Raw genomic sequence first — 19,675 nt, 5'->3', positions numbered from 1 at the left:
CCGTCAATGTGATTGTCTCCTGTCCCATAGTGACATTATCTCAGAACAGTTATAGGGTGACATTATCACAGAACAACAACATCATTGCGATTTTTCTTGACGGAAAATAACCAGTCACATACTATAAAAGAGTAAATTTACTTTTAAATTATATTTTTAATAAGTTTAATATTTCCATTGAAATTACCCTGAATTCTTCCAAATCAGTTATCGTCTTTAGTTAACAATCTTCATACCTATATATAAATAATTTTCCCATTGGAAGCTTATTATTAAAGGAGCACAATTATGATTACTTCAACTTTGCTGGTATACCCGGAAAGAAGTATCCCATCGAATCAGTTTGCTACCTGCTTTGAGGATGCTATTGCAACGCTCGCCTCATGGAACTTTGTCGGTTATCGTTTAATGTACCTGAATACCTGGTGCTTCCAATATAATAAAACTGGCGTTTCATTAAATGATTTATTTTCAGTCTCATCACAAGACCAACATAAAATTAAAGATAACTTGTACCATGTTTATGGGATCACATTTACTGAAAACCACGCCACAAAAGCTAATGAAATTATTGGAGCTATACAAGATAATTTACGTCTTGGACAGCCTACAATGACTAGATATGATTCTTATTACTCCCCAAGAGATAAAGGGTATCAGAAACAACATAACAATCACATATGCGTAGTCGTTGGCATTCATAATGATATGGTTAGAGTTTTAGACCCTTACTATGAGGTATCAGAAGTACTATCCATTGAAGACTTCAAACTTGCATCCGGCGTGTACTACTCTTTCAATTATGAAAAGAGAGAAATTGCACCCGATCCAAGCAGCTTGTTAAAAAAAGCCATGATACATTCATTTTTCAAAGAATCAAATTTCTCTGCTGCTGATTATATGAAGATATTTGCCCATGATTTTAAATATAATTGGGATTTCAATGCATATTTCACCAATGCAAATGATTTTTCTGGAACTAAATTATATAGACTTATAAAAAATACTCTATTAAATAGGGTTCGCTTTAAATCACTTTTGACAGATATGATTCAACATCATGGTTTTCATGAGTTGATCGACTTCACAGAACATTTCAATAACATCATCATGAACTGGAATGTCATCTTCTCCAGAACTTCAAAACACTATCTAACCAACACATTAGATTCCGGAAAACATGCAATATCAGCAAAAATAATAGAAACCGCCAATATCGAAGAGGAACTGGCGGCTGTCTTATTTAATCTTCTTTCACATGATGCCTTGTAGCCCTGGAATAGGTTGCTGTTCTGTTGCTTTACGCGGATCATCACCAAACAGCAACGATTCCGTCCGTTCGCGAATCCGTACCGCCGCAGAGAATGCCAGTGGCAGGGTCGCGCAGGATGATCTGTCCTCTCCCGAAGGAACCGGATTCAAGCGCGAACCGGATATCGTGACCTCTCCGGGCCAACGCTTGCGCGATTGCGGCCGGGAACCCGGGCTCCACCAGAACGGTCCGGTCGTTCGTCCACTGCCAGCGAGGCGCGTCGAGCGCCGCCTGCGGATGAAAGCCGTAGTCGATCATATTCATAAGTGTCTGAACATGGCCTTGCGGCTGCATGATTCCGCCCATCACGCCGAACGGTCCGACCGCCTCCCCGCCTCGGGTCAGAAATCCCGGGATGATGGTATGGTACGTCCGCTTGCCGGGTTCTAGCCGGTTGGCGTCGTTCTCGTTCAATGAGAAATCTCGCCCCCGGTTCTGGAGTGCAATGCCAGTTCCAGGGACGACAAGACCGGAACCGAATTGCATGTAGTTGCTTTGGATGAACGACACCATACCGCCCTCGCCGTCCGCCGCCGCCAAGTAGACGGTACCCCCTCCCTTCGGCTGTCCCGCATCATACAATCCGGCGCGAGAGCCGATAAGCGCCCGGCGCAGTGACGCGTAATCGTCCGCAAGCAGTCCCTCCGTATTGGCATTTATAAAGGAGGGATCGGTAATATATTTCCTGCCGTCCGCAAAAGCCAGCTTCATAGCTTCGATCTGCTTATGATACGTGTCCGCATCGCCCGGCTGAAGACTGTCGAAACCCTTGAGGACGTTCAGCGCCAGCAGCGCGACGAGACCTTGCCCATTGGGAGGCAGTTCCCATACCTTGTAGCCCCGGTAATCGATGCTTATCGGTTCTACCCATTCCGGCCGGAACCGGGCAAGATCCTCCTCGCTCAAGAAACCGCCCTCTTCCTGCACGAACGCGGCGATTCGGCTGGACAGCTCCCCGCGGTAGAATGCTTCCGCTTCGCTGTTGCCGATAAGCCGCAAGGTGCGGGCATGGTCGGGAGAAGCCCATAGTTCCCCTGCCGCAGGCGGCTTCCCTCCAGGCGCGAATGTCTCGAACCATGAGGCAAAGCCAGCTCCCTGAAGAACGTTGCGGTACGAATCATAAGACTTTCGCCAGTGGTAGGCAACGGTCGGCGATACAGGATAACCCTCCTCCGCGTAGCGGATCGCGGGCTCGAGCGCTTCGGCTAACGGAATTTTCCCGAATCGTCGGGACAGCTCCGCCCATGCCGAAGGCGCCCCCGGCACAGTGACCGGCATTGCTCCGTAACTCGGCATGGCGTCGTACCCCGCCCGCTTCACCGCCTCAATGGAGATGGAGTGCGGGGCGGGCCCACTGGCATTCAACCCGTGAAGTTCACCCTCGATCCAGACTAGCGCGAAGGCGTCCCCGCCGATACCGTTCGAGCAAGGTTCAACGACAGTCAGCGCTGCGGCGGTCGCGATCGCTGCGTCTACCGCGTTGCCGCCCCGCTTCAAGACATCCAGACCGGCCTGCGCTGCCAGAGGTTGCGATGTTGCGACCATGCCCCGCCGGGCATAGGCGGGCGTTCGATAAGCGGGATAAGGATGATAGAGCGGATCAAACGTCATCTGGCAATCCCCTTCCTATATAATAACCGTCAGGCAACAGCTCGCTCATTCGTCGAATACGTCCGAACTGAGGTACCGCTCGCCGTTGTCGGGAGCGATGCACAGCACACGCTTTCCGGGTCCAAGCTTGCGGGCTTCCCGCAGTGCGGCCCATACCGATGCGCCCGAGGAAGGCCCTACGAGAATGCCTTCGAAGATCGCAAGCTGTTTCGCTATCTTGACGGCGTCGGCATCGGATACCTGCACAATCTCGTCGTACACGTTCTGATTGATGACGCCCGGGATGAACCCCGGACCTGCGCCGATCAGCTTGTGCGCACCCGGCTTGCCGCCGGACAGAACCGGCGAGCCTTGCGGCTCGATTACCACGATGCGAATGTCCGGCAACGCCTCGCGCAGCACTTCACCCGTTCCGGTAATCGTGCCGCCGGTGCCTGCCGGCGCCACGAACGCGTCGAGCTGGCCTTCCATCTGTTCGAGAATCTCCAGTGCCGTCGTAGTACGATGGATATCCGGATTGGCCGGATTCTCGAATTGCTGGGGCACGAAGCTGCCCGGAATTTGGCGCTGCAGTTCCAGCGCTTTGCGGATCGCTCCCGACATGCGCTCCCCAGGCGGCGTCAATACGATCTCCGCTCCGTAAGCCTTCAATATATGAATGCGTTCCTTCGTAGCGTTGGACGGCATCGTGATGACGAGTCTGTATCCCTTGGCCGCTGCATTCATGGCAAGTCCGATCCCGGTATTGCCGCTTGTCGGCTCGATGATCGTCGCGCCGGGCTTTAATCGACCCGACTTCTCGGCTTCTACAATCAGGTTGAACGCGGCTCGGTCTTTCAGACTGCCGCTCGGGTTGAAATATTCCAGCTTCACGTATACTTCCGCGTCATCCTTGCTTGTCAGACGGTTCAGTCTGACCGCTGGCGTCTCCCCGATCAGGTCCGTGATGCTGTTCACTCGTTTTGAAACCATTGGGAATCCTCCTGTTGCCGTCCGGCTTGTCCGGCTCGGCCGTCTGCGACGCGAAAATCCGAATCTTCAGGCCTCCGCGCCGCCTTTCTTGCCCGTCCATCGCGGTTCGATTACAGGGCAAGGTCCGGCTGCTCCTGAATAATCGAATCATAGTAGGGCTGGAAGTTAAGCCAACCCATGGCCGGCGTGAAGAGATTGGAGATTTTCTCCGCGCGCTCCTGCGGAATCTGCTCTGGCGTCCCTACCGCTTCCGCGAGAAGCTGCGCTTGGCAGGCCCTCTCCAGGGAGATGAACCAGTAGGCGGCTTCGTCCACCGTTTTCCCGAACGTAACAAGACCGTGGTTTTTCAGAAGAAGCGCCTTGTGGTCTCCAACCGCATTCGCCAGAGCCTCGCCTTCGCCGTGCTTATAGCTGTCAAATACATCATGAGCTTTATAGAACACGGCGGACTCCGACGTAATCGGATCGATCAAGCGGTTCAGCGAGGACCAGGTCTTCCCATATATCGAATGCGTGTGGGCGATGGCGATAATGTCAGGACGCAGCTTCTGCAGCGGGAGATGCAATTGAAGCGCGCCGCCATGGACATGACCATGGCCGTGAACGATTTCGCCGTTGTAATTTTGAAGCACGAGATCGCTGGCCTTAATTAACTTGAAGCTGAGCGCGAGCGGGTTCGTCCAGTAGTGATCGGTTTTGATCGGGTCCCGAACCGAGATATGCCCCATCACTCCTTCGTCATAGCCAAACTTTGCAAATACGCGGAACGCCGCCGCGAGCCGGATCTTGCGATACTCCCGCTCATCCTCCAGATTTGTGAAAACAGGCGGCTCGGGTCTTGTCCCTTTAGGAATGACAGCCATTGTTATCTCCTCCTCGTTTTTTAGCTTGCTAGATCCGTTGAATGAAAGAAACTGAAGTCGGATAACCGGGACGTGACAGGATTCTGGAGAAGCGAAGCACTCGCCTTTATTCCGCTTTTATCCTCGATATCCGTCACGCCACTTGAGCCATTTTCGATCCAAGTACCGGACGAGAGAATCGACAGCCTTGCCGACAACAGCAAATACGATGACGCCAACGAAGACGAGATCGGTTCTCGCGTTTTGTGAAGCGTATAAAATGAGATGTCCGACACCGGAGCTTGCCCCGATAAGCTCTGCCACGACGAGACTGAGCCATGAAATCGCGAGCGACAGCCTTACGCCCAGAAGCAGATGGGGCAAGGAGGAGGGAAGCACCAGTCGGCGCACCTGCTGGAAACTATTAAACGAAAGCACGCGCGAAACTTCATACAACTTGTTGTCCACGCTGCGAATCCCGAGAAACGTATTGATGTAGATCGGGAAAAACGAGCCGACGGCGATAATGATGATTTTGGACGTCTCGCTGAATCCGAACCAAAGAATAATCAGGGGTCCGATCGCCAAATTCGGTATCATCCGCAGCCATTGCACGGACGGATCAATCATGTCCTCCGCACGCCGTGAAAATCCGGTCCATATGCCCATTACGAACGCTGCCGCGCCTCCGACGGAAAATCCGACCGCCGCTCTGCCTAGACTTATGCCGATATGTTGAAATAATTCTCCTGTGACGGCAAGCTCCCGGAATCCCTTCACGATCTGCCATGGCGTCGGCAGAAACATCGACTCGACTAGCCCGATTGAACCCACTGTCTGCCATACCGCCAAAATCAGCACGGGAAGCGCGGAGGCGATAAGCAAGTCGACTCTTCTTCTCGCCCTCGCACGCTTTGCTCCCGGCTTACTGCCGCGAACGGGAACGGGAGACGTCATCTCCGATTGTCCGGCCATTTTCCTCCCCCTATCTTCCGCCGAAGCTGTCCCGCCACCGCAGCACCCGCCGCTCCAGGGCCAGCACGAGCGAATCTGATGTTTTACCGAGAATCGCGAACAGGAAAATACCGACGAACACCGTCGCCGTCATGCTCATCGCTCTTGCGTCCATCATCATGTAGCCGATCCCGGAAGTCGAGCCCATGATTTCCGCAACGACCAGTCCCAACCAGGATACGGCAACGGAGAGTCGGATGCCGAGGAAGACTCCGGGCATGATCGCCGGAACAACGAGCCGGTATAACCGCTTTTTCCCGCTGAAGCCAAGCACCCGGGCGACCTCGAAATATTTGCCGTCCACGTTCCGAATGGCCAGGTAGGTATTGATGTAGAGCGGGAAAAAAGCGCCCTTGGCAATGAGCAGCACCTTCGCCGTCTCCCCGATGCCGAACCATAGAACGAACAGCGTCGTTAGCGCGAGATGGGGAACCATCCGAATCATCTGGATCGTCGGATCAAGCGAGCGTTCCACGTATCGGGAAAGCCCGACCGCCAGACCAAACGCGAAGCCACAGCTGGCCCCGAGCCCAAAACCCGATAGCATCCGAACCAAGCTGATTCGGAGATTGTCCGTCAGCTCCCCCGTATCGTACAGCCCTAGAGCATTATTGAAAATTGCGGCGGGCGTGGGAAACAGCAGCGTCGAGATTAGGCCCCGGTCTCCAAGTATCTGCCACGCAGCGAGCAGGACGAGCGGTAGCACGAGTCCTGCCAACAGCTTGTAGAGCCTGCGCCCCCAACGTCTGGCCATGAGCTTCGACGCGGTCGCAGTTGTCCGTGGAGCCGCGAATTCAACTTGCCGAATGCTCAATTCGCGTCACCCGCCTTGGATCTGGAATGTCTTGGCATCTCTCGCCAGCGTATGCCGGTTAACCGGATAGGACAGGCCCAGATGCTCGCGGAGTGTGCTGCCCTCGTATTCCTTACGGAACAATCCGCGTTGCTGCAAAATCGGCACGACTTGCTCCGCAAAGTCCCGGAGCCCTTCCGGCTGCACGTAGCCGTATATGATGAAGCCGTCCACCGCTTCGATCTCGTACAGATGTTGAATGCGGTCCGCGATCTGTTCAGCCGTTCCGACGAAGTCCCCGCGAGGCGTCGCGACCCGCAGCGCCAGCTCTCGCAACGTCAGATTTTCCTCTTTGGCGATACGCTTGTAGTACTCCGCCGTCGATTTGAAGCTGTCCTTGCCGATATCGCCAAGGTCGGGCAGCGGCTCATCCAGCGGAAACTGTGAGAAGTCGAAGAAGCTGAAGAAGCGGCTTAAATATTTAACGGCAAGCTGGATATCCACGTAGGCGGCAGTCTGCTCGTATTTTTGCTGCGCTTCCTCTGGGGTAGCTCCGATAATCGGCGTAATCGCCGGGAAAATCAGAAGCTCGTCGGGATTTCGTCCGTAGGCGGCCGCTCTGGCTTTGACGTCTTTATAGAAGGCGCGCGCTTCATCGGGATCGCTTGAATTGGAGAAAATCGCATCGGCCTCCCGGGCGGCCAGGTCCCGACCTTCTTCGGAAGCCCCTGCCTGGAACAGGATCGGACGGCCCTGGGGCGAAGGCTCCATGTTCAGCGGGCCTTTCACTGAGAAATACTCGCCCTTGAAGTCCAACGTGTGCAGCTTGTCCAAATCCACGTATTGCCCGGACTCCTTGTTCCGGACAAAGGCGTCGTCCTCCCAGGAATCCCATAGACCTTTGGCGATCTGAATATATTCGGACGCGATTTTATACCGTTCAGCGTGCGAAAACAGCTTGTCTTGGCTATGGTTTTTGGCGACGTCCTCCAACGCCGAGGTAACCGCGTTCCAACCGGCTCGGCCCGCACTGAGCTTATCCAGCGAAGCCAACTGCCTTGAGGTCGTGAACGGTTCACTGAACGAGGTCGTAAAGGTGCCGACGAGACCAAGCTTATCTGTCACCGCCGCCAACGCGGACAGAATGGTAAGCGGCTCGAAGCGGCTCAGGAAGTAAGGCGTCGAGCTTTTGGTAATATAGGCGGAATCCGCGATGAAGGCAAAGTCGAACTTGGCGTCCTCCGCTATGCGTGCAAGCTCAATGTTGTGACGCAGATTAACAGCGCCGTCCGAAGGCGTATCCTTATGCCGCCATGCCGCCACGTTCGAACCTGCTCCCGTGAAGAACGCCCCCAGATGCAATTGTCTTTTTCTAGCCTTTGTCATGTTCGATTCCTCCTTAAATTAGCTTTGCGAAATTAGCCTTGCGCCGGAAGCTTCCGGCGCCTTTGGCTTCCGTTACTTGATGATCCAGTCGTTCAAATCGAAATCGGAAGCGGCCAACTTCTCCTTCACAAGGAATTGACGCGCTTCATCGAGCCGCCTGATGCCTTCCTCGGAAATGCTCGAATCTGAAATCAGCTCGATTGGATAGAGCTTCGGCACCACGTCGATCGGCGCCTTGGTCTGCTCGGCAACGAACGCGTAATACTCGTCCGGCTTCGATTTCAGATCCTCCAAAGCGGCCGTACGCGCCGCAGCCCAGGCATTCGGGAAGTCCGGGTATTTAGCAAGGTACGCCTCCGTCGCCACCGTAACCGCTGTGGCAAGCAAGGAAGGATGGTCTTTGGCCGAATCCAGCACCGGATATCCTTCGTCGTGAACCAACTTGTAGGAAGTATAATCGTAAGCTGCCGGAGCGAAGGCGTCGATATCACCGCGGGCAAGCGCCGCATAGGAATCCGCCCAAGACATGTTGATGATTTTGGCATTGACACCGTTCTCCTCCAGCACGCCGACGACATAACGATGCATAAGCGAGCCTTTCACGACCGCGATCGTCTTGCCTTCCAGATCCTTGACTGTCTTGGGACCGTTCTTCTTGCCGATCAGATAGCTCTCCATCGACGTGGTGTAGAAACTGATCACCTTCGTCTTGTTACCTGCAGCATGGGTAAGTACCGCCGGCGTGTCGCCTGTCGAGCCTACATCCGCGCGCCCCGACAGCAGCGCTTCATTAACATCCGGCCCGGTGCCTGCCCCGATTGCGTTAACGGTCTTAATTCCGTGTTCTGCCAGCACCTTCGGGATAATGCCAGTATGGAAGCCCCAGCCTTCCGCTCCTGTCTGCTTGCCGGTTACACCGACGAATACGTAATTGAGCACCTCGGGAACTTTCGTTTGGGCTTCCGATTGTCCGGTCTCTGCAGACGAGGTAGACTCGGAACCGCTCTGGTCCAGTTGCGAGGCGGTAGCGGAAGAAGAAGCGCTTCCTGCGTTAGAGCTGCTCTGGCCGCAAGCTTGCAAGAACAAAAGCAAAGTTGCGAGAACAGGTATAAGAATGGTTCGGAAAATCTTGCGGCGAATCAGATTATGTGGATGAATCATAGAAGTTTCTCCTTTCAATATGAAGCTTTGCTTATGAAAATGTCCTATTCTTGACAGTCAAACCGTTGCACCTGCAGAAACTGGCGCAAATCGGAATCGGCCGGAAGCCTATATGCCCGCGCCCGACTCACCCCAATTCAACTCGTCGACCTTCTCGAATTCACTGAGCACCTGATAACGGAAGGTCTGGAAGGAGGAGTTCACCTTCTTCCGAGGGTGGGGCAGATCGACGTTCATTTTGGCGCGAATCTCGCCGGGACGCGACTTCAGGATGACGATCCGGTTGCCCAGGAAGACGGCCTCGTCGATGTCGTGCGTGACGAAAATCATTGTCGTTCCATTGCGCTGCCAGATATCAAGCAACACTTCCTGCATGTGCGCTCTCGTGAACGCGTCCAAAGCGCCGAAGGGTTCGTCCAGCAGCAAAACTCGAGGATTGCGCAGCAAAGCTCTGGCGATGGAGACCCGTTGGGCCATCCCACCCGATAGCTCCTTGGGATAAGCCTTCTCGAAGCCGGTCAGTCGCACCAGTTCAATTAATTCGTCGACCTTGCGCCGCACCTCAGAGCTTCTGAGCGACAAATCAGCCGCAATATTCTTCTCGACCGTGAGCCAAGGGAACAGCCTCGGCTCCTGGAAGATAAAACCCTTATCAATACCCGGTCCCCCGATGGGGCGGCCGTCCAGAGTTACGCTTCCTTGGAATTCGAGATCCAGGCCCGCAACGATGCGCAGCAGCGTGCTCTTGCCACACCCGCTCGGGCCAATGACGGTGATGAACTCTCCCTCTTGCACGTCGAGCTCGATATTGTGCAGCGCCTGCACGGTTTTGGCGTCGGACTCGAAGCTTTTGGACAAATGTTGAATTTCTAATAGTGCGTGGCCGATGGTAATCTCTCCTCTCCACTGATCAAGGTTTGGAGCCGAACAAGATGCTTCCGATGCCCACTCTATCGCAAGGCCTTTGCGATAAAGCCGGCATGAATGCCTCCGTCCATACGGTCAGCACGTTCATGTATTGCGGCATTCGAACTCTCATTCGACATTAAACCAAGTAAACCAGTATGAATAAATGTTATTTCTTGAGTGTACTCTATCACTCGCATTTATGGATGTCAATTCATTTCTTTCAGGATAAAAAGTCTTATATTATTGCGGTTTTCAAGGCATTGGAGTCTCTTTGTCCGAAATTTGCAACCACTATGTGAACGACTTATCCCGACCTTTTCGTCGGAAAAATTACAAGCGGGTACACGGTCTCTCAAGATTGCCCTCTTCTCTTTCCCAAGCCAAAACATGAAGAAACGGCGCGTTCGATTTGGACACAAAATTCCCGAAAGGCATTACGACTCAGTAAATGAAAAGTCAGCGATCTGAGAATGTTTTCACAAAAAGCTTGACCGACTATACCCATTCGTGATACATTATTTAATGTTGGCAAACAACATGCGGTCGTGGCGGAATTGGCAGACGCGCTGGATTCAGGTTCCAGTGGTAGCAATACCGTGGAGGTTCGAGTCCTCTCGACCGCATTGCCTATTTCAATTTAATAGATTTTTCAATATAGGTTCTATTCTGTTGCTTTACGCAGGGTAGGGCTTTTTTTATGGAAAAAATTTTGAAGGTATCCCCATCCCCTGTTCCCATACAGGAATGTCCCTTAGAGACGAGTTGTCCGGCATATTGTGGCCTGATAATAAGCGAGATAGTGCGAAATTTGGACAAATGCGGAATTATATACGCACAGAGGCTAATGTACAGGCTTTTTTAGCCCGTATGCGTATACTGCTATCGTAACTAAAAACTTCGGGAAGGTGTTGACAGAATGTCATACTACCATCAAAACAATTGTAACCAGGTAAGCCCAGCCGGAATCGGCCCTAACCAAGTGAGCCCGGTCACTACTGCTCCAACACAGGTATTCCATAATACGTTTCACCCTCAAGTTGTGCCAGTTGTTCATCCGATTGAAGTTATAAACAAGCATCACATTGTTCCAGTTCCCAAGCATATTTTCCCGGTTTCATACAAAAATGTATATTGCGGACCTGTAGGCATCACAGGCCGGAACTCCCGCAAATCTCGCTAATTTCAGGCCGTATGCCCACACTAAGCAAAAATTCAGAGAAAAAGGAAAATGCCAGTCCTTCAACAGGCTGGCATTTATTACATATTTGCTATACAACCGAAAATTGGAGTTGAAATATAACGAACCACAAAGATAATTTCCCGGGTAATGGCGGTACATGGCCATTTGCCTGTTGGTAGCGCTCTTTCGTTGATATCAGCTATTTTCAACCGTCTCCGGCTCGTCCTGATGATCATGCTTCATAATTTCTATCATTCGGATGCGGCGCTTATCCCGTTCTCTGACGATAAATGTCAAATTATCATAATGCCACTCAACGCCCTTCTCCAGTTCAGGCTGTTGTGAAAAGATCCATCCTCCGATGGAGTCCACGTCCTCATGCTCCAGATTAATATCGAGCAATTCGTTAATTTCATCGATGAGCGCTACACCTTCGACGAGGTAATGATTCTCGTCCAGTTGCTCAATCTCCCGTTTCTCATCCTGGTCGAATTCGTCGCGGATTTCCCCGACAATCTCCTCCAGTATATCTTCAATCGTAATCATCCCGGACGTTCCGCCATATTCATCCATCAGCAGCGCGATATGTACATTCTCCTGCTGCATCCGTTTCAAAAGCAGTTTTACCGGCGTAACTTCGGACACCGTCAGCACGGGGCGCAGCAGCTTCTTCACATCAAAATCCTTCTGGTTGTCATAGCTGAGAAAAAACTGCTTCGTATTGATCATTCCGACGATGTTGTCCTTATTCTCCATTGCAACAGGAAAGCGAGTATATTGCTCTCTCTTAATAATCGCAATATTCTCTTCCAACGGCTTGTTCGCATAAAGACATATCATATCCGTACGGGGAATCATGATTTCTCTGGCAAGCAGCTCATCAAAGTTGAAAATCCGGTTGACATACCCAAATTCCGTCTTGTTGATTTTTCCGCTCTGGTAGCTCTCGGACAAAATGATGCGAATTTCTTCCTCGGAGTGCGCTTCCTCATGCTCGCTGGCCGGCTTCATGCCAAGCAGACGAATGAGCCTGTTGGCCGAGCCGTTCAAAATCCAGATGAACGGAAACATGAATTTGTAAAATACAATAATGAGCGGCGCGCACACCAGTGAGATCTGCTCTGCCTTCTGTATGGCCAACGTCTTGGGAGCAAGCTCTCCAAGCACAACGTGAAGATAGGTCATCAGGAAAAAGGCGATCCCGAAAGAGAAAATATGGGTCAGATTCTCGCCAATCTCAATCCTCTCGAATAATGGACGCAGCAGACTTTCCACCGTCGGTTCACCTAGCCAACCAAGCGCGAGCGCGGTAATGGTAATACCAAGCTGACAAGCGGACAAATAACCGTCCAGATTGCTGGTTACCCGCTCTACAGCAAGAGCATTCTTCTTGCCTTCAAGTACCATCTGGTCCACCCGGCTTGGACGAATGCGGATAATTGCAAATTCTGTTGCGACGAAAAGCGCGGTCAAAATAATTAATATCGCCACTAAAAATAAATTGAGAACCATGACATCCTTCCTTCTTGTAGGCAAATGAAAACATTGATGGTTCAAGTTCATATGAACTTGTTTCATGAACCTAATTATATACAGGTTAAGTTCGACACTCAAACCTCCGATTAAGGGAAAAACACCTGAAATGGTTTAATTTTCATTTGTTTCGGGATGAAATACGGCCCGCTCGTTCATTTAAGACTTTGACATCGGGCGCATCCCAATTTATCATTAACCTGAGACGTTTCCCTGATTTGGATTTCAAGACAATAAAGAGGTGACTTGGCATGGAAACCTTGACCCTGACCCGAAAAGAAATGGCCTGCCTGTTATACTCCTTGAGCCGTTCATCCCATATCTCGCCGCTCAGCATCGTGCAGAACAGCTGGCTCATCCGTCACCAACGTGAGATAGAGCAAGGCGAGTCGATGAATGCTTTTATTTCCACATCCCTCTCACCAATCATGGAACGGCTGATCAAAACTGGGGTAAATCCTGCATTTTCGCTGCAGGACATCGTTTCGTTAGGGGTTCATATTGAGTATGCCCAATTTTCCTTAACTTCTGTTCAAAATTGGGTAAAAAGAGATTTCAAGTCGTTTATCGGACAACCATCAGAGGGGAAAAGGTACTCTCTGCAGCAAATTGCGTTGTTTTTTGTTATTGAGGATTTGCGCTGCACGCTTGATTATGAATCGATACGAAAGTACTTCGGCATTATCTTTAAGGAACATTCCGTGGGCGCGGCGGGGATGATTGAGCCGCTGGAGTTCTACGCCATCTATGCGTCTTTATACGAGGAATTGGATGTCCGGTTCAAAACAGTACCCGGGGAGCAAGGCGATCCGATTGCCAGATGGGACAAGCTGATTGATCAGATCACTTATGAGAACGCCGCCATGCATAGCAACTTGACTGAACAGCAACAGAAGGCACTGCAAAGCGCACTTCATGTTGCAATTCTATCCGTACATGCGTCAAGCTTTCATTCACTGGCCCGGCGATATGTGAATGGCATGTTGTTTTTGCATCAATTACATTAGTGAGGTGTTATACCGGAAATGGAACAATTTTGGTTGAATTTGAAGTACGCGCTATTAGGCTTGTTTCAGGGATTGACGGAGCCGATTCCCGTTTCGTCCAGCGGACATTTGATTATTGCCCAAAATTTATTCGGCTTACATATTGAAGGACTATCCTTCGAAGTGCTGGTCAACTTCGCATCACTGCTGGCTGTTCTTCTCATTTACCGCGAAGATATTATCCGCCTGGGCAAAAACAGCTGGGCCTATTTGATTCGCCGCGAAGAAGCGGCCCGCTCTGATTTTATGTTCATCGTTTACCTGGTACTCGCCACGATTCCTGCTGGCGTGGTCGGCTTTCTGTTCAACGATATGATATCTGAAACATTCAAAGGCATGACAACTGTAGGGGTAACCCTGCTGCTTACAGGAGTTGCGCTTTGGCTGATCCGCAATTTGCGGGGCCGCAAAAGCGACGCACAGCTAAAAGCCAAGGATGCGCTGCTTATCGGTCTCGCCCAGGCTGTCGCCCTGATTCCGGGCATCAGCCGTTCCGGCGCTACCATTGTTGCTGCGCTTGGCCTTGGCCTCAAGCAATCAACCGCCTTGCGGTTTTCCTTTCTCATGTACATCCCGATCAGTATCGGCGGGATGATTCTGGAAACGAAGGAGTTGGTGCGCGATCCTGAACTTGCTTCCCGCGCGCTTCCTTATACACTTGCGTTCATTTTCTCTTTTGTAGCAACCTATTACGCGCTCCGATGGTTCATGGGCATCATGGAGCGCGGCAATCTGAAATACTTCTCCTGGTACTGCTTCGCAGCGGGAACCCTCGTACTTATCTTTCTGACTTAATTTGAACCATCAAGCGGCGGCTTGCTGAAGCCTGCAGGGTATTTCGTTCCGAGACTGACCGGGAGAATGCCTTGCGGGCTTTTGTTGCCGGCCAGCACCTTGACCAACGCATCCAGGGAAAACTGGCGGTTCTCGTAGAGGCACAGATAAGTGCCAACCTCCGGGAATGCCGCAATATCATACGGATTACGGGTAGAGACGACGATGACCCGGGAATTCTTCACCCGGTTCAACGCCTTGACAAGACCGCGCTGGCCGTCCGGGATCGCTGCCTCCGCTGTATACGTCACCGCTACAATTTGCTTGAAGCGCGTACTTTGATTGATTACCTCATGGATTTCCGCTTCTTCCGGCTCCGTACCAATTGTGCATACAACTGCGTCATATCCGGCAGCCCGCAGCGCATCTCCCAGCGTATACTTATGAACGGATGGTTCATCAACTTCTGTTCGGTACCGCAGCTCCGGCCAGATCACCAACACCGGCTGGGTGCGATCCAGCGGCAAATTGCCGTTGTCGCATATGAGGGTGACACTTTGCTCCGCTGCACGGCCCAGCAGACTACTGCTTTCCTCCGTAGGGGTCAGCGAACCGGCATCCGTACACTCGCTGGCTGAAGCCACTTGAGCAACGCTCTCTGACCGTGCAAGCCGTCTCGCCTTCAAGGACAAAATCCGCTCCAGCGACCGGTCAATTCTATCTTCGCTGATCCGTCCGCTTCGTACAGCATCACGAACCGCCTCCAGCGCGCCAATCTGCTCCGGCAGCGTATGGCTCACCAGAACAATATCCGCTCCGGCCTCAATAGCCCGCACCGCGCCCTCTGCAATACCGAATTGCTTCGCGATCGCATGCATTTCCAGACAATCTGTAATAATCAGGCCCTCATAGCCCATCTCCTCACGCAGCAGGTCCGTCAGGACGCGGCGGGATAACGTCGCAGGAATAGCGTCCGGCTCAAACACAGGGAACATTACATGCGCCGTCATGATGGCGTCGACGCCCTCCTCAACCGCCCGACGGAACGGCAAAAGCTCAACCTGTTCAAGACGATTACGGTCGTGTGGTACGGACGCAAGACCATAGTGAGAATCGACTGCCGTATCCCCGTGTCCAGGGAAATGCTTGGCAGTGGCGCAGACGCCGGTTGCCTGGTAGCCGCGAATTGCGGCCGCGCCATGCACGGCTACCTTCTCAGGGTTCTCCCCAAACGAGCGAACGCCGATTACCGGGTTAGCCGGGTTATTGTTGACATCCACGCAAGGGGCAAAGTTCAGGTTCATCCCGAGCGCCAGCATCTCCTGCGCCGAGAGAACCGCAATTTCATACGTCAGGACTGGATCATTCGCCGCCCCGAGCGCCATATTGCCTGGAATGCGGCTGATTCCGTCGTGGTCGAGCCGAGACACCATGCCCCCTTCTTGGTCAATAGAGATAAATAGCGGAATCTCCGAATGGCTGCGGGGCGATGCTTGCAGACTTCGCGAGAGCTCCCGGACTTGCCCAATGGATTCTATATTTCTTCTAAAGTATACGATACCGCCAATATGAAATTCAGTAATCAGTGCAGTAATCCCTTGATCCGGTATCAGCCCGTTAAAGCCGCAAATAAAAAGCTGGCCGACCTTCTCCTCCAATGTCCATTGTGACAATTCCAATTGCATTTCCTCTCACCTTCTTATTCAGATTGCGGATGATTCCTTCATTCGGTATTCCGAAGGGGTCATGCCGGTATATTTTTGAAACACTTTTGTAAAATAGCGCCGTTCCTGATAGCCAACAACAGATCCGATATGAGTGATGGACTTATCGCTGCCTCCGAGCAGGCTCTTGGCCGCTTCGATCCGCTGCCGGGTCAGATGCTCGACAAAAGTTTCCCCAAAATAATTTTTGAACAGCAGGCAGAAGTAGCTGCAGCTGATTCCCAAATAGTCAGCAATGTCTTCAATCCCAAAGTCTTTCCCCAAATGTTGTTGAATGTAACTTTGAGCTGCCATCATCAGCCGTTCAGAGGATTTTTTCCCCATCAGAGATTCTTTTGCTTGCTCAATCAGCGACATAATCAGGGACAGCAGCTCCTTGAGGCTCAACGCTCCCTGCAGCCGCAGCCAGATCATTTCCTCCTGTCCCCCGGACAGCATTTGCAGCTCACGCATTTCACGAAGCAAATAAATGAGCAAATAATGCAATACCTTCTCCACCCTGCCGGCCTGGCCTTCGTTCAAGTGACCGATATAACATTTCAGCTCGTTCATCACCTGCGCAAGCAATTCCTGATTGCCGCCCCGCAGGCCGCTGCCGATCTGCTCAATCCACAGCCACTGCGGTTCTGTCGCATCCAGCGCACCTCCCGAATTCAAGAGGCCAGACTCAGACTGCTTCGCGCCCGCATCCAAATACCATTCCTCCGGCTCGCTCCTTATCAGTATCTGCTGCAGCCGCTGATAAGCAGGACCAAGCTCACGCATGGAAAGCTGGCTTTTCTCCACACACATTCGAATCATCATGCCTTCCTTCTCATTGACAACGGCCTGCAGCCGCTCGTAGCCTGGCTTCATCTCTTCTCTCGTCATTTCATCCTTTGCTATTGAATTTTCAAATACGACACACCATTCCCCCTCGCGCAGTTGCAGCACCGTACAGGATACCAACTGCGGAGCAAGCATGTCTTTTAGAACAGTTGTCAGACGCAGATTCCAGGCTTTCCTGTCGCGGATCTTCCACATAATCGACTGGTGGGCATACCCCTCCAGATCCACAAGCAAAATGCCGTACCTGTTCTTTTCCCCAGCTTCCCCCTCCTCTTCAAACTCGGCACCCGTCTCCTGATCCAATCCCAGCAGCGCATGAAGCAAACGAGTATCCTGAATCCGTACAGCCGCCTCCTGCAAACGCAACTCGGCTGCCTGTCTCTTCTTCTGCTCATTGATTTGCCTTGCAATATCCTGTACCGTCTGTTCCAACTCCATATAGTTGATCGGCTTGCAGATATAGTCCCGTACTCCGTAACGGAGCGCCGTTCTTGCATATTCAAACTCCTGATAGCCCGACAACAGCAAAATCTCGCAGGTCAAGCCCTGCTCCCTGACCTGCCGCACCAGGGTAATGCCGTCCATAACCGGCATCCGAATGTCGCTCAGTATCAGATCCGGCTGGTGTAAAATTGCAGTCTCAAGCGCGTCTACGCCGCTCCTGGCCAGGCCGATAATCTCAAATCCCATTTCCGCCCAAGGAAGCACCTTGGACAGATTGTTGAGAATATGCACCTCATCATCTACCAGCAAAGCTTTCAGCTTCATCGCTCATCACCCGACTCCTGTTTTGGAATGACGCACTGAATCAAGGTCTGTTGTCCCGGCATGGAGCATATGAACAATCCGTACTTGCTGCCATAACGAATCCGAAGCCTGTCGGAGACGCTCCTAAGGCCCAGTCCCCTTCGCTCATGGCCTGGATAAGGCTGCACGGTTTGCAAAGCGGGGTCCTCCTTTCCTACATAGGAAAGGGCCGCGAGCTGCCCATTCGTCATGCCAATGCCGTTGTCCTCCACCTGCAGCAATATTCGGTCCTTGTCCATTCGCCCTGTTACCTTGACTTTTCCGATATAATCTATGCCCTCAAAGCCGTGCTGAATGCTATTTTCCACCAGGGGCTGAAGGGTCAGCTTGGGCAGCATGCAGCCCATCATTTCCTGAGGGATGTCAATCTCATACTCGAACAGTTCCTCGAAGCGGAATTTCTGAATTTCCAAGTAGCTGCGCAAATGCTCAATCTCGAGACCCAACTCAATCTCTTCCTTGTCCTGAATGCTGATTCGCAAAATGCTCGCCAGCCGCAACACCATCTCGCTGACCTTCTTCCCTTCATTCTGAACGGCCAGCACATTGATAGATTCCAATGTATTGAACAGAAAATGCGGTTTGATCTGCGCCTGCAGCACCCTGAGCTCGGCATTGGCCTTTTGCAGTTGCTCCCGCTTCACCTGCTCGAACAGCTCATTGATTTTATCCATCTGGTTGTTGAACCCCTGTTGCAAAAGCAACAGTTCATCATCCCCCTTCTCCTCCACACGCGCGCCAAGATCGCCGTTCTCCACCTTGCGCATGAACCGAACGATAACACCGATTGTGCCGGTAATCCGGTTTATGAACAAAATATTAAAGAGCATCGCGGTCAACACACAGACAAGGATAATGCCGGCAAACCATTTGGCAAAGGTGACTACTTCCTGGGACAGGTAGCGCCAGGAGGTAACCGAGACAAGCCGCCACGGGTATCCGTTCAGCTTATGAACGGCAATAACACTCTCCTGCCCGGCGAATTCCTCCTTAAAGCTCTGATAGTCATTGTCCAAATGCAGTTTGTACTGAATATGAGATTGCAGGAGTTGTCCGTCGAGCTCGGATTGATAATCATATAAGATGAGTCCTTCATCATTGACGAGCATAAACCGGGTATCTTTCATGTCGCTGCCCAGCTTTAGATTTTGAAATATTTTTTCGAACTCCCAGTTTTTGATCTGGACCACCAGAATACCGACCCGTTTAAAATTGCTCAAGTTTTTGATCAGCCGAATTTGCGCAAACACCTTATCCGACCCGGTCAAATCCTGGTATTCGTAAGGGGCTATCCATTTGGGCATGCCGTTCAGCGAAATGACTTCATTGTACAGCGGATGCTCCCTGAACTTCTCATAAGGAAGCGTCTGGAAATTCTCTTTGTTAAAGATTGTGATCACGCTTGGCCCTTGGTTGCTGTACGCATGATACAAAAACGCATAGTCAATGGCCGGGTGCGTATACAGCAGCGAGCGGAAATTTTTCTGGTTGGCGTTCAGCTCGAGCTGCGTCGTAGCGGTCAAATCCTGGCTATTCGGGTCGCTGGCCATCAACGCCTCCTGAAACACCCCCTTGGCAATGCCGTTGTCAGTCAAATTATTGATTTCATTGAAAACTCCTCTAATGCTGTATCCGATCGCCTTAAGAGAATATTCGGCCTGCTGAGCATACTTCAGCTCAATCGATCGGAACGTTACGATAAAGGTAATGATCCCAAGAATGAACAAAGGGATTATAACGAGCGACAAAAAAGCCGTCATCACTTTGATTCGCAGATTCAAGC

15 protein-coding genes and 1 tRNA gene are annotated in these 19,675 nt (G+C 51.7%); 4 read left to right on the top strand and 12 right to left on the bottom strand.

Annotated elements, in window-relative coordinates; translation table 11 throughout:
• Positions 1-288 precede the first annotated feature (288 nt).
• Positions 289-1,272, top strand: coding sequence for a BtrH N-terminal domain-containing protein (locus tag JFN88_RS09855; protein WP_199019156.1), 984 nt, complete (start codon positions 289-291; stop codon positions 1,270-1,272).
• 40 nt (positions 1,273-1,312) lie between these two features.
• Here the strand turns inward: JFN88_RS09855 and JFN88_RS09850 are convergent, their stop codons facing one another.
• From JFN88_RS09850 to JFN88_RS09815, 8 genes are all read right to left on the bottom strand, one after another.
• The gene (locus JFN88_RS09850) at positions 1,313-2,923 is read right to left on the bottom strand and encodes a gamma-glutamyltransferase family protein (protein ID WP_199019155.1); all 1,611 of its coding nucleotides are present in this window, start codon (positions 2,921-2,923) and stop codon (positions 1,313-1,315) included.
• Positions 2,924-2,968: 45 nt separating this feature from the next.
• Complete coding sequence (gene cysK, locus JFN88_RS09845; RefSeq protein ID WP_199019154.1) at positions 2,969-3,895, bottom strand: cysteine synthase A; 927 nt, start codon at positions 3,893-3,895, stop codon at positions 2,969-2,971.
• Positions 3,896-4,005: 110 nt separating this feature from the next.
• Positions 4,006-4,758: a class II aldolase/adducin family protein gene (locus tag JFN88_RS09840; RefSeq protein WP_199019153.1), complete on the bottom strand. Its 753-nt coding sequence runs from the start codon at positions 4,756-4,758 to the stop codon at positions 4,006-4,008.
• 117 nt (positions 4,759-4,875) lie between these two features.
• Positions 4,876-5,712, bottom strand: a complete 837-nt coding sequence (locus tag JFN88_RS09835) for an ABC transporter permease (protein WP_233167663.1) — start codon at positions 5,710-5,712, stop codon at positions 4,876-4,878.
• A 10-nt stretch (positions 5,713-5,722) separates the two neighbouring features.
• On the bottom strand, positions 5,723-6,298 hold the full coding sequence (locus JFN88_RS09830) for an ABC transporter permease (RefSeq protein WP_332908460.1): 576 nt from the start codon (positions 6,296-6,298) through the stop codon (positions 5,723-5,725).
• A gap of 273 nt (positions 6,299-6,571) precedes the next feature.
• Positions 6,572-7,930 (bottom strand): LLM class flavin-dependent oxidoreductase, encoded by a 1,359-nt coding sequence (locus tag JFN88_RS09825; RefSeq protein ID WP_199019152.1) that lies wholly within the window; start codon positions 7,928-7,930, stop codon positions 6,572-6,574.
• 72 nt (positions 7,931-8,002) lie between these two features.
• Entirely contained in the window at positions 8,003-9,091 is a 1,089-nt protein-coding gene (locus JFN88_RS09820) for an ABC transporter substrate-binding protein (RefSeq protein ID WP_199019151.1), read from the bottom strand.
• Positions 9,092-9,199: 108 nt separating this feature from the next.
• Complete coding sequence (locus tag JFN88_RS09815) at positions 9,200-9,979, bottom strand: ABC transporter ATP-binding protein (RefSeq protein ID WP_199019158.1); 780 nt, start codon at positions 9,977-9,979, stop codon at positions 9,200-9,202.
• Positions 9,980-10,539: 560 nt separating this feature from the next.
• Between JFN88_RS09815 and JFN88_RS09810 the strand changes: the two genes are divergently transcribed.
• A tRNA-Leu gene (locus tag JFN88_RS09810) sits at positions 10,540-10,623 on the top strand.
• 752 nt (positions 10,624-11,375) lie between these two features.
• On the opposite strand, the gene JFN88_RS09805 is transcribed toward JFN88_RS09810, so the two are convergent.
• Positions 11,376-12,692: a hemolysin family protein gene (locus tag JFN88_RS09805; RefSeq protein WP_199019150.1), complete on the bottom strand. Its 1,317-nt coding sequence runs from the start codon at positions 12,690-12,692 to the stop codon at positions 11,376-11,378.
• 272 nt (positions 12,693-12,964) lie between these two features.
• On the opposite strand from JFN88_RS09805, the gene JFN88_RS09800 reads away from it, so the two are divergent.
• Positions 12,965-13,720 carry a DUF1836 domain-containing protein gene (locus JFN88_RS09800; protein ID WP_199019149.1) on the top strand — a complete coding sequence of 252 codons (756 nt, stop codon included), beginning with the start codon at positions 12,965-12,967 and terminating at the stop codon, positions 13,718-13,720.
• A gap of 18 nt (positions 13,721-13,738) precedes the next feature.
• Complete coding sequence (locus tag JFN88_RS09795; protein ID WP_199019148.1) at positions 13,739-14,554, top strand: undecaprenyl-diphosphate phosphatase; 816 nt, start codon at positions 13,739-13,741, stop codon at positions 14,552-14,554.
• On the opposite strand, the gene nagZ is transcribed toward JFN88_RS09795, so the two are convergent.
• Genes nagZ through JFN88_RS09780 form a run of 3 tightly spaced genes read right to left on the bottom strand, consistent with a single transcriptional unit; the run spans position 14,551 to position 19,673 of the window.
• Entirely contained in the window at positions 14,551-16,218 is a 1,668-nt protein-coding gene (gene nagZ / locus JFN88_RS09790; protein ID WP_199019147.1) for a beta-N-acetylhexosaminidase, read from the bottom strand. The two genes, JFN88_RS09795 and nagZ, sit on opposite strands and share 4 nt — an antisense overlap.
• Before the next feature lie 18 nt (positions 16,219-16,236).
• The gene (locus tag JFN88_RS09785) at positions 16,237-17,853 is read right to left on the bottom strand and encodes a response regulator (RefSeq protein ID WP_199019146.1); all 1,617 of its coding nucleotides are present in this window, start codon (positions 17,851-17,853) and stop codon (positions 16,237-16,239) included.
• Positions 17,850-19,673, bottom strand: coding sequence for a cache domain-containing sensor histidine kinase (locus JFN88_RS09780; protein WP_199019145.1), 1,824 nt, complete (start codon positions 19,671-19,673; stop codon positions 17,850-17,852). Before JFN88_RS09780 ends, JFN88_RS09785 begins: the two co-directional genes overlap by 4 nt.
• Positions 19,674-19,675: the final 2 nt, after the last annotated feature.

It is taken from the genome of Paenibacillus roseus, from assembly GCF_016424485.1.
GTDB lineage: Bacteria > Bacillota > Bacilli > Paenibacillales > Paenibacillaceae > Paenibacillus_D > Paenibacillus_D roseus.
The sequence above is the reverse complement of the archived record's forward strand: the minus strand, read 5'-3'. Positions and strand labels throughout refer to the sequence as shown.

What these genes read in the sequence shown, in the direction of transcription:
- JFN88_RS09830 (WP_332908460.1), bottom strand. Translation starts at nt 6,298, where the DNA reads ATGCTATCGGGTTTTGGGCTCGGGGCCAGCTGTGGCTTCGCGTTTGGT.
- JFN88_RS09800 (WP_199019149.1), top strand. Translation starts at nt 12,965, where the DNA reads ATGGAAACCTTGACCCTGACCCGAAAAGAAATGGCCTGCCTGTTATAC.
- nagZ (WP_199019147.1), bottom strand. Translation starts at nt 16,218, where the DNA reads ATGCAATTGGAATTGTCACAATGGACATTGGAGGAGAAGGTCGGCCAG.
- JFN88_RS09835 (WP_233167663.1), bottom strand. Translation starts at nt 5,712, where the DNA reads ATGGCCGGACAATCGGAGATGACGTCTCCCGTTCCCGTTCGCGGCAGT.
- JFN88_RS09820 (WP_199019151.1), bottom strand. Translation starts at nt 9,091, where the DNA reads ATGATTCATCCACATAATCTGATTCGCCGCAAGATTTTCCGAACCATT.
- JFN88_RS09850 (WP_199019155.1), bottom strand. Translation starts at nt 2,923, where the DNA reads ATGACGTTTGATCCGCTCTATCATCCTTATCCCGCTTATCGAACGCCC.
- cysK (WP_199019154.1), bottom strand. Translation starts at nt 3,895, where the DNA reads ATGGTTTCAAAACGAGTGAACAGCATCACGGACCTGATCGGGGAGACG.
- JFN88_RS09840 (WP_199019153.1), bottom strand. Translation starts at nt 4,758, where the DNA reads ATGGCTGTCATTCCTAAAGGGACAAGACCCGAGCCGCCTGTTTTCACA.
- JFN88_RS09825 (WP_199019152.1), bottom strand. Translation starts at nt 7,930, where the DNA reads ATGACAAAGGCTAGAAAAAGACAATTGCATCTGGGGGCGTTCTTCACG.
- JFN88_RS09795 (WP_199019148.1), top strand. Translation starts at nt 13,739, where the DNA reads ATGGAACAATTTTGGTTGAATTTGAAGTACGCGCTATTAGGCTTGTTT.
- JFN88_RS09785 (WP_199019146.1), bottom strand. Translation starts at nt 17,853, where the DNA reads ATGAAGCTGAAAGCTTTGCTGGTAGATGATGAGGTGCATATTCTCAAC.
- JFN88_RS09855 (WP_199019156.1), top strand. Translation starts at nt 289, where the DNA reads ATGATTACTTCAACTTTGCTGGTATACCCGGAAAGAAGTATCCCATCG.
- JFN88_RS09805 (WP_199019150.1), bottom strand. Translation starts at nt 12,692, where the DNA reads ATGGTTCTCAATTTATTTTTAGTGGCGATATTAATTATTTTGACCGCG.